The organism is Pantoea sp. AN62, assembly GCF_050432985.1.
Classification (GTDB): domain Bacteria; phylum Pseudomonadota; class Gammaproteobacteria; order Enterobacterales; family Enterobacteriaceae; genus Pantoea; species Pantoea brenneri.
In genome coordinates, this window is the sequence record NZ_JBNPYB010000005.1 from 273,800 (window position 1) to 281,815 (window position 8,016).

The 8,016-nt window shown below is 54.0% G+C and carries 10 protein-coding genes and 1 rRNA gene; 3 read left to right on the forward strand and 8 right to left on the reverse strand.

Translation table 11 applies throughout. The annotated features are described in order from the left end of the window. Positions 1-4: 4 nt before the first annotated feature. Positions 5-265, reverse strand: coding sequence for a Rho-binding antiterminator (gene rof, locus FHW04_RS08330; protein ID WP_069728398.1), 261 nt, complete (start codon positions 263-265; stop codon positions 5-7). Then, positions 252-452 carry a YaeP family protein gene (locus FHW04_RS08335; RefSeq protein ID WP_031375293.1) on the reverse strand — a complete coding sequence of 67 codons (201 nt, stop codon included), beginning with the start codon at positions 450-452 and terminating at the stop codon, positions 252-254. Before FHW04_RS08335 ends, rof begins: the two co-directional genes overlap by 14 nt. A gap of 217 nt (positions 453-669) precedes the next feature. On the opposite strand from FHW04_RS08335, the gene arfB reads away from it, so the two are divergent. Continuing rightward, positions 670-1,080 carry an alternative ribosome rescue aminoacyl-tRNA hydrolase ArfB gene (arfB, locus tag FHW04_RS08340; protein WP_031375294.1) on the forward strand — a complete coding sequence of 137 codons (411 nt, stop codon included), beginning with the start codon at positions 670-672 and terminating at the stop codon, positions 1,078-1,080. 32 nt (positions 1,081-1,112) lie between these two features. On the opposite strand, the gene proS is transcribed toward arfB, so the two are convergent. The 6 genes from proS to metN form a co-directional block, all read right to left on the reverse strand. Beyond that, positions 1,113-2,831, reverse strand: coding sequence for a proline--tRNA ligase (gene proS, locus FHW04_RS08345; protein ID WP_031375295.1), 1,719 nt, complete (start codon positions 2,829-2,831; stop codon positions 1,113-1,115). Positions 2,832-2,920: 89 nt separating this feature from the next. Continuing rightward, the gene (gene tsaA / locus FHW04_RS08350; RefSeq protein WP_031375296.1) at positions 2,921-3,628 is read right to left on the reverse strand and encodes a tRNA (N6-threonylcarbamoyladenosine(37)-N6)-methyltransferase TrmO; all 708 of its coding nucleotides are present in this window, start codon (positions 3,626-3,628) and stop codon (positions 2,921-2,923) included. Next, complete coding sequence (gene rcsF / locus FHW04_RS08355) at positions 3,625-4,023, reverse strand: Rcs stress response system protein RcsF (protein WP_031375297.1); 399 nt, start codon at positions 4,021-4,023, stop codon at positions 3,625-3,627. Before rcsF ends, tsaA begins: the two co-directional genes overlap by 4 nt. A 128-nt stretch (positions 4,024-4,151) precedes the next feature. Next, the gene (locus FHW04_RS08360) at positions 4,152-4,967 is read right to left on the reverse strand and encodes a MetQ/NlpA family lipoprotein (protein ID WP_089561407.1); all 816 of its coding nucleotides are present in this window, start codon (positions 4,965-4,967) and stop codon (positions 4,152-4,154) included. 29 nt (positions 4,968-4,996) lie between these two features. Next, positions 4,997-5,650 carry a methionine ABC transporter permease MetI gene (locus FHW04_RS08365; RefSeq protein ID WP_031375299.1) on the reverse strand — a complete coding sequence of 218 codons (654 nt, stop codon included), beginning with the start codon at positions 5,648-5,650 and terminating at the stop codon, positions 4,997-4,999. Further along, positions 5,643-6,674 carry a methionine ABC transporter ATP-binding protein MetN gene (metN, locus tag FHW04_RS08370; RefSeq protein ID WP_031375300.1) on the reverse strand — a complete coding sequence of 344 codons (1,032 nt, stop codon included), beginning with the start codon at positions 6,672-6,674 and terminating at the stop codon, positions 5,643-5,645. Before metN ends, FHW04_RS08365 begins: the two co-directional genes overlap by 8 nt. Before the next feature lie 188 nt (positions 6,675-6,862). On the opposite strand from metN, the gene gmhB reads away from it, so the two are divergent. Both gmhB and FHW04_RS08380 read left to right on the forward strand, forming a co-directional pair. Next, positions 6,863-7,423: a D-glycero-beta-D-manno-heptose 1,7-bisphosphate 7-phosphatase gene (gene gmhB / locus FHW04_RS08375; protein ID WP_031375301.1), complete on the forward strand. Its 561-nt coding sequence runs from the start codon at positions 6,863-6,865 to the stop codon at positions 7,421-7,423. 406 nt (positions 7,424-7,829) lie between these two features. Beyond that, a 16S ribosomal RNA gene (locus FHW04_RS08380) occupies positions 7,830-8,016 on the forward strand; the annotation flags it as partial.

Here is an 8,016-nt window from a genome sequence, read left to right on the forward strand (position 1 = left end):
TGGATTATTCTGCGCTGACAACTACCGTTCCCAGCTCCGGATGCGTGAAGCTGGCGATATGGTCGAGGCGTAACTCGCGGGTTTCACCGTCAAGATCGATGGCCAGATATTCCACATTTTTACGTGAAAAAATCTCGCTGGCCTTCGCTTTGAGCTGCTCGCCATTTTTCATTTCCAGCGACAGCATCCAGTTATTTTGGCAGGCGAGTTCCAGGTTGTCGTAATCATCGCAATTGATGGGTTGGTACGCTTCATTTATCAACATAGTCGCTCACCAATAAGTTAGCAGCGGCGTAGGCCGCCTGTTCCCTGACAGAAGAGTTTAGCGCAGTATTTGCGGCAATATCATTAAGCGCCTTCAATGCGCAGCCAATCGCATCGGGTATGTAACCTAAATCCCCGCTGCCGATTTCGGCATATTTTCGGCGAACTAACTCACAATAATTTTGCACGTGGCCCTCCTCAGCAGAGCGTCAATACTCTGGTTAACTGGCGACTATATCACAGCCATTTGCAGGAAATCAGCCCGCTTAAAGCAGGAACAGCACGCAAAACACTGCTAAAGTGACAGATTCCGCTGTCTGACGCGGAAAGAGTCAAAGCACAAAAGGTTAAGTTGATGAACAGGTTATCGGCAGTAAACACCCTAAGCGTACGGGAAGGTGGCAGATGATTATGCTGTCACGCAGTGTTGAAATCCCGGAGAGTGAAATTGAGCTGACCGCGATTCGGGCGCAGGGCAACGGGGGACAACATGTCAATAAAGCCAGCACGGCGATACATTTGCGGTTCGATATTGCCGCGTCCTCGTTGCCACCCTTTTATAAACAGCGACTGCTGGCCGCCAGTCACCATCTGATTACGCGCGAAGGGATTGTGGTGATTAAGTCGCAGGAGCACCGCAGTCAGGAGATGAACCGCGAAGCGGCGCTGCAGCGTCTGGTTAATCTGATTCGGGAACTGAGTACGGTAGAAAAGGCTCGTCGTGCCACGCGGCCGACCCGCGCCTCTAAAGAACGACGGCTGGAGGGGAAAGCCCGGCGTAGTACCACTAAGTCGATGCGCGGTAAGGTGCAATAAAAAACGCCCCGCAAGCGGGGCGTCTGAAACGATTACTTATTCAATGCTTTCAGCAGGAAGTCGACGATCTCATCCTGCTTGATCATCTGCTTCTCACCGGCACGGCGCGCTTTATATTCAATCTCCTGATTGTCGAGATTGCGATCGCCAATCACGATGGTGTGCGGCACGCCAATCAGTTCCATGTCAGCAAACATCACGCCCGGACGCTCTTTACGGTCATCCAGAATGACATCCACGCCTTTGGCACGCAGCGTCGCGTACAGCTCTTCCGCCAGCTCTTTCACCCGGAACGATTTCTGCATATTCATTGGCAGAATCGCCACTTCGAACGGTGCCAGCGCCGCAGGCCAGATAATGCCGCGTTCGTCATGATTCTGTTCAATTGCCGCCGCGACCACGCGCGTGATGCCGATGCCGTAGCAGCCCATGCTCATCACCTGGTTGCGGCCATCTTCACCCTGAACCGAGGCTTTCATCGCATCAGAGTATTTGGTGCCGAGTTGGAAGATGTGTCCCACTTCGATACCGCGTTTAATCTGCAAGGTGCCTTTGCCATCCGGGCTGAGATCGCCTTCAACCACGTTACGGATATCCGCTACGCTGGCCAGCGGCAGATCGCGCTCCCAGTTGATGCCAAAGTAGTGTTTACCGTCGACGTTTGCGCCAGCGCTGAAATCACTCATCTTCGCCACGGTACGATCGGCGATAATCGGCATCTTCAGGCCGACCGGACCGATAGAACCTGGACCGGCACCTACGGCAGCACGGATCTCTTCTTCGGTAGCGAACACCAGCGGCGCAGCCACGATGTCCGCTTTTTCCGCTTTGATCTCATTCAACTGATGATCGCCGCGCACCAGCAGGGCAACCAGCGCATGGCCGCTCTCTTCGGCACCTTTTACGATCAGCGTCTTCACCGTCTGCTCAATCGGCAGCTGGAATTGCTCTACCAGTTCGGCGATAGTTTTGGCATCTGGTGTATCAACGATGCGCATTTCCTGCGTCGGCTGAGCGCGTTCCCCGGCCGGGGCAACCGCTTCGGCCAGCTCGATATTTGCCGCATAATCCGATTCAGTAGAGAAGATCACATCATCTTCACCGCTCTGCGCCAGCACCTGGAACTCATGTGACGCGCTGCCGCCGATCGAGCCGGTATCCGCCTGCACCGCGCGGAAATCCAGCCCCATGCGAGTGAAGCTCTGGCTGTAAGCCCGGTACATTGCCTCGTATGTTTCCTGCAACGACTCCTGAGAAACGTGGAACGAGTAAGCATCTTTCATAATGAATTCACGTGAACGCATCACGCCAAAACGCGGGCGCACTTCATCACGGAATTTGGTCTGAATCTGATACAGATTTAGCGGCAGCTGCTTATAGGAGCTCAGCTCGTTACGGATCAGGTCAGTGACCACTTCTTCATGCGTCGGGCCAAGCACGAACGGACGATCATGGCGATCCGCAATACGTAACAGTTCCGGGCCATACTCTTCCCAGCGACCGCTCTCTTGCCATAAATCGGCAGGCTGCACGACCGGCATTGAAATCTCAATCGCGCCGGCGTTGTTCATCTCTTCACGCACGATGTTTTCGACTTTTTTCAGCACGCGCACCCCGGTCGGTAACCAGGTATACAAGCCAGAAGCCAGTTTGCGGATCATACCGGCGCGCAGCATCAGCTGATGGCTGATCACTTCAGCGTCGGAAGGCGTCTCTTTCTGAGTAGAGAGCAGATATTGAGTAGTACGCATTGATTACGATTCCAGTTGATCGGAAAGTCACAGACAGAATTTTGCTGGCGGTTAGTGTACCAGTGAGATCACCGGCTCAAAAGCGGGTTTTAACGCGGGTCGATGGCGATCACTTCCGTTCCGGCCGCGTCGATTCGCCAGCGCACATTAAAATCGATCAGCCAGGCGGCATATTCCCGCTGCTCCACTTCGCCTTTACGGTAAGCCGGACGGGGATCCTGCGCCAGGACTTCGCTGATAAAGCGCGCTAAATGCGGGTAGCGCGGCTGCAGCTGCTGCAATTGCTGTTGCGCCTGATCCGAGAAGCGGACCGGCATATCAGCGGCTGGTGCTGCCTGAGCAAAACCGGCCTCGGCGTGCGGTAAGGCTTCTGCAAACGGCAGGTAAGGTTTGATATCAACTACCGGCGTCCCGTCGACCAGATCCAGACTGCCGAGTTGCAGGATGACCTGCTGTTTATCGATATGGATGCCCTTAAGCTCAACCAGTGACATACCAATCGGATTAGGTCGGAAGGTTGAGCGGGTCGCGAAAACCCCGATGCGCGCATTGCCGCCGAGACGGGGCGGACGTACCGTTGGTCGCCAGCCACCCGCCATGGTCTGATGGAACACGAACAGCAGCCACAGATGGCTGAAAGCTTCCAGCCCGCGCACTGCTTCCGGCTGGTTATAAGGTGCCAGCAGGTGCAGCTCGCCGCCGCCATCCTGCACCAGGCCAGGCTGGCGCGGTACGGCAAACTTCTCTTTCCACGGCGAGCGGATTACCCCAATTTGCGCAAAGGCGAAGTCACTCATTGATTACTGACTTTCAGCGCCGAACCCTGGCACACCGCCTGGCGATAGCAGCCTGGCGTACCGGTTACGATTTCGCATTTATGCAGCAGTACCGCATTGGCTTTCATCTGAGAGGCGCGGATCTGCAGGCGTTTACGTGCTGTGGCGATGTTAGCGGGTGAGTTCTGATTACTGATCTGACAATCTTCAGCAGAGACTTCGCCGAGATCGCGGAACGGTTTGCTGACCAGATCGGCCGCATCGGTATAGAGCTTAACCGGCGCAGGACGTGGCGTAGGTTTACGGGTCGGTTCGCTGGATTGCTGCGGACGAGAAGGTGCGCTGCTTATTGGGTGATATTCGTGAACACACCCGGTCAGCATCAATGCTAACAAGCAGAGCGGTAAAAAACGCATGGCAACATCCTCAAGTTTCAAAAAGTGGCGTTATTGAAACAAGGACCAGAATAAATAACAAGTCGGGCAGGGCACCCAATAACAGAAAGGGCGGCATAGCGCCGCCCTGGAAGAGAGGAGTAACCGAATTACCAGCCTTTAACGGCGCCGCCGTTGAAGACTTTGTTTGCGGCTTCGTTGACTTCGTCAGACTGGTAAGCCTGTACGAACTTCTTCACGTTTTCCGCATCTTTATTGTCTTCACGTGCCACAATCAGGTTCACGTAAGGAGAATCTTTATCTTCGACAAAGATGCCATCTTTAGCCGGCGTCAGACCGATCTGGCTGGCGTAGGTGGTATTGATAACCGCCAGCGCAATCTGCTGATCGTCGAGTGAGCGCGGCAGCTGTGGCGCTTCCAGCTCAACAATTTTCAGATGTTTTGGGTTCTCGGTGATATCCAGTGAGGTCGGCAGCAGGCCCACGCCATCTTTCAGCTGGATCAGACCCACTTTCTGCAGCAGCAGCAGGGTACGGCCCAGGTTGGTCGGGTCGTTAGGAATCGCGACCTGAGCTCCGTCCTGCAACTCATCCAGTGACTTAATCTTTTTCGAGTAGCCCGCGATAGGGTAGACGAAGGAGTTACCGACTGATACCAGCTTGTAGCCACGATCTTTGATCTGCTGATCCAGATACGGCTTGTGCTGGAAAGCATTGGCGTCGATGTCGCCTTTGCTCAGCGCTTCGTTAGGCAGCACGTAATCGTTAAACGTCACCAGTTCAACGTCGAGGCCATATTTCTCTTTCGCGACTTTCTGCGCTGCTTCAGCTACCTGCTGCTCAGCACCGACAATCACGCCCACTTTAATATGGTTGGGATCTTTCTCTTTTTGATCGCATCCTGCCAGCGCAATTGCGCCAATCAGTGCACCCACAGCGGCAATTTTTTTAAATCTGAAAGACATATCCTTTCCTTAATAGTGATATTGCTGGCTTACTTATGGGACACCGCACGTACGATGCGGTCACCACAGAATTGAATGAGATACACCAAAACCACTAACAACACCAATACCGTATTCATCACCGTGGCGTTGTAGCCGATATAACCGTACTGATAACCGATCTGACCCAGACCGCCTGCTCCCACTGCGCCGCCCATTGCGGAGTAACCGACCAGCGTAATCAGGGTGATGGTCGCCGCGTTGACCAGGCCAGGCATCGCTTCAGGTAACAGAACCTTGCGGATAATCTGCATTGGCGTGGCGCCCATCGCGCGTGACGCTTCAATCAGTCCGGTGGGCAGTTCCAGCAGAGCATTTTCCACCATACGTGCAATAAAAGGTGCGGCGCCGACGGTTAACGGCACAATCGCGGCCTGTAAGCCAATCGACGTACCGACGATGACGCGGGTAAACGGAATCATCCAGACCAGCAGGATAATAAAAGGAATCGAACGGAAGATATTCACCAGCGCCGAGAGCACGCGGTAGAGCCCCTGATTCTGCAGAATCTGTCCCGGACGGGTGACATACAGCAACACGCCGACTGGCAGACCCAACACAAAGCCAAAGAAGCCCGAGACAAAGGTCATCATCAGCGTTTCCCATACGCCGCGCCCCAGCAACCACATCATCGCCTCAGACATAACCTAACACCTCTACTTTCACGTGATTCTCCTGCAGCCAGGCGATGGCCTGACGGGTATCGCTTTCTGTGCCGTGCATTTCGGCCAGCATAATGCCGAACTTCACACCGCCGGCATAATCCATCTGGGCACTGATAATGTTGTTATTGACGTTGTAACGGCGTGCCGCTTCCGACAACAGCGGTGCATCGACAGATTTGCCGGTGAACTCCAGACGCAGCAGCGGCACACTATCGTGGCTGGCGGCGGCGGATAGACGCTGCTGATAGTCATCCGGGATATCCAGATGCAGCGTCGACTGAATGAACTGCTGCGCCAGCGGCGTTTTCGGATGTGAGAAGACTTCACTGACGCTATCTTTCTCAATCAGTTCACCCTGACTGATGACGGCGACCTGGTCACAGATGCGTTTCACCACATCCATCTCATGGGTGATCAGCAGAATGGTCAGGCCGAGCCGGCGGTTAATGTCTTTCAGCAGCTCCAGAATCGAGCGGGTCGTGGCCGGATCGAGGGCGCTGGTGGCTTCATCACACAGCAGCACCTTAGGATTACTGGCCAGGGCACGGGCAATCGCGACGCGTTGCTTCTGGCCGCCGGAAAGGTTTGCGGGCCATGCATCATGCTTATCGGACAGGCCGACCAGCTCCAGCAGTTCAGCGACTCGCGCCTTAATCTGCTCGCGTGACAGGTTACCCAGCTCCAGCGGCAGCGAAACGTTGCCGGCGACGGTGCGGGAATTCATCAGGTTAAAGTGCTGAAAGATCATGCCGATCTGACGACGCGCCTGGGTCAGCTGGCGTTCGTTAAGCGCGGTCAGGTCAGCGCCATCCACCAGTACCCGGCCCGAAGTAGGGCGTTCAAGCAGGTTAACGCAACGAATCAATGTACTTTTGCCGGCACCGGAAGCCCCGATGACGCCATAAATTTGTCCGGCAGGCACGTGCAGACTGACGTCAGATAACGCCTGAATGGTACGGTTGCCTTGCTGAAACACCTTGGTGATATTTTCTAATTTAATCATTACGTTATTTATTATCGTGTTGCGTTGTCCGTGGTGTGGCAGGCGGTTAAGCCTGATATGCTGTCAAAGCTGGATGGATGGTAAGGCATCCAGACGTCTAAATCAATGGAAGTGATTCAATCTGGCATTCTCCCTTTTATAGCAATCATGCGATACTGATCGGCAATTTTTACAGCAGGAGTTTCTACGTGGCGAATAAAGTCCCAGCCATTTTTCTTGATCGCGATGGCACCCTTAACGTCGACCATGGCTATGTCCATGAAATTGATGATTTCCAGTTCATTGACGGCACTATTGAGGCGCTGCAGCAACTGAAGCAGATGGGTTTTGCGCTGGTGGTGGTGACCAATCAGTCTGGCATTGCGCGCGGCATGTTTACTGAAGATACCTTTATGCGCCTGACCGAGTGGATGGACTGGTCATTAGCCGATCGCGATGTGGATCTGGATGGCATCTATTTCTGTCCGCATCATCCTGAGGCGGCGGTCGAAGAGTTCCGCCAGGAGTGTGATTGCCGCAAACCGCAGCCGGGCATGCTGTTAACCGCCCAGCAGGAACTGCATATTGATATGGCCGCTTCTTATATGGTGGGTGACAAGCTGGAAGATATGCTGGCGGGTCAGGCTGCGGGTGTCGGTAAAAAAGTACTGGTGCGCAGCGGTAAGCCGGTCACCGCCGAAGGCGAAGCCGCAGCAGACTGGGTAATTGATAGCCTTGCCGCGCTGCCGGCACGCATCAAACAGGGCTAAAACGGCGCTTTTGTGCAAATTTCAGACGAACAGCAAAAAAGTTTGAATTTGCACTTGCGCTATCTGAAGCGTTCCCTATAATGCGCCTCCACTGACACGGAATACCGGCTTACGGAGAGACGGGTCAGCAGGCACAGGAGACTGCGCCGCCGGAGAAAAACTTCTGAAAAAGAAGTTGACTCTGAGGGAGGAAAGCGTAATATACGCCACCTCGCGACAGACGGTTAACCCGCTGCTCGCACTGCTCTTTAACAATTTATCAGACAATCTGTGTGGGCACTCGCAGGATTGATATCAGCGTCTCCGGACGTAAAAAATATCAAGTCTCACGAGTGAACACATAATGAAATTCATTATGACGTTTTACAGATGAGCACCGCTTAACTTGTTTAAGCAAATCAAACTTAAATTGAAGAGTTTGATCATGGCTCAGATTGAACGCTGGCGGCAGGCCTAACACATGCAAGTCGGACGGTAGCACAGGGGAGCTTGCTCTCCGGGTGACGAGTGGCGGACGGGTGAGTAATGTCTGGGGATCTGCCCGATAGAGGGGGATAACCACTGGAAACGGTGGCTAATACCGCATAACGTCG

Coding starts and splice junctions, on each gene's coding strand:
- rof (WP_069728398.1), bottom strand. CDS start 265: ATGTTGATAAATGAAGCGTACCAACCCATCAATTGCGATGATTACGAC.
- arfB (WP_031375294.1), top strand. CDS start 670: ATGATTATGCTGTCACGCAGTGTTGAAATCCCGGAGAGTGAAATTGAG.
- proS (WP_031375295.1), bottom strand. CDS start 2,831: ATGCGTACTACTCAATATCTGCTCTCTACTCAGAAAGAGACGCCTTCC.
- tsaA (WP_031375296.1), bottom strand. CDS start 3,628: ATGAGTGACTTCGCCTTTGCGCAAATTGGGGTAATCCGCTCGCCGTGG.
- rcsF (WP_031375297.1), bottom strand. CDS start 4,023: ATGCGTTTTTTACCGCTCTGCTTGTTAGCATTGATGCTGACCGGGTGT.
- FHW04_RS08360 (WP_089561407.1), bottom strand. CDS start 4,967: ATGTCTTTCAGATTTAAAAAAATTGCCGCTGTGGGTGCACTGATTGGC.
- FHW04_RS08365 (WP_031375299.1), bottom strand. CDS start 5,650: ATGTCTGAGGCGATGATGTGGTTGCTGGGGCGCGGCGTATGGGAAACG.
- metN (WP_031375300.1), bottom strand. CDS start 6,674: ATGATTAAATTAGAAAATATCACCAAGGTGTTTCAGCAAGGCAACCGT.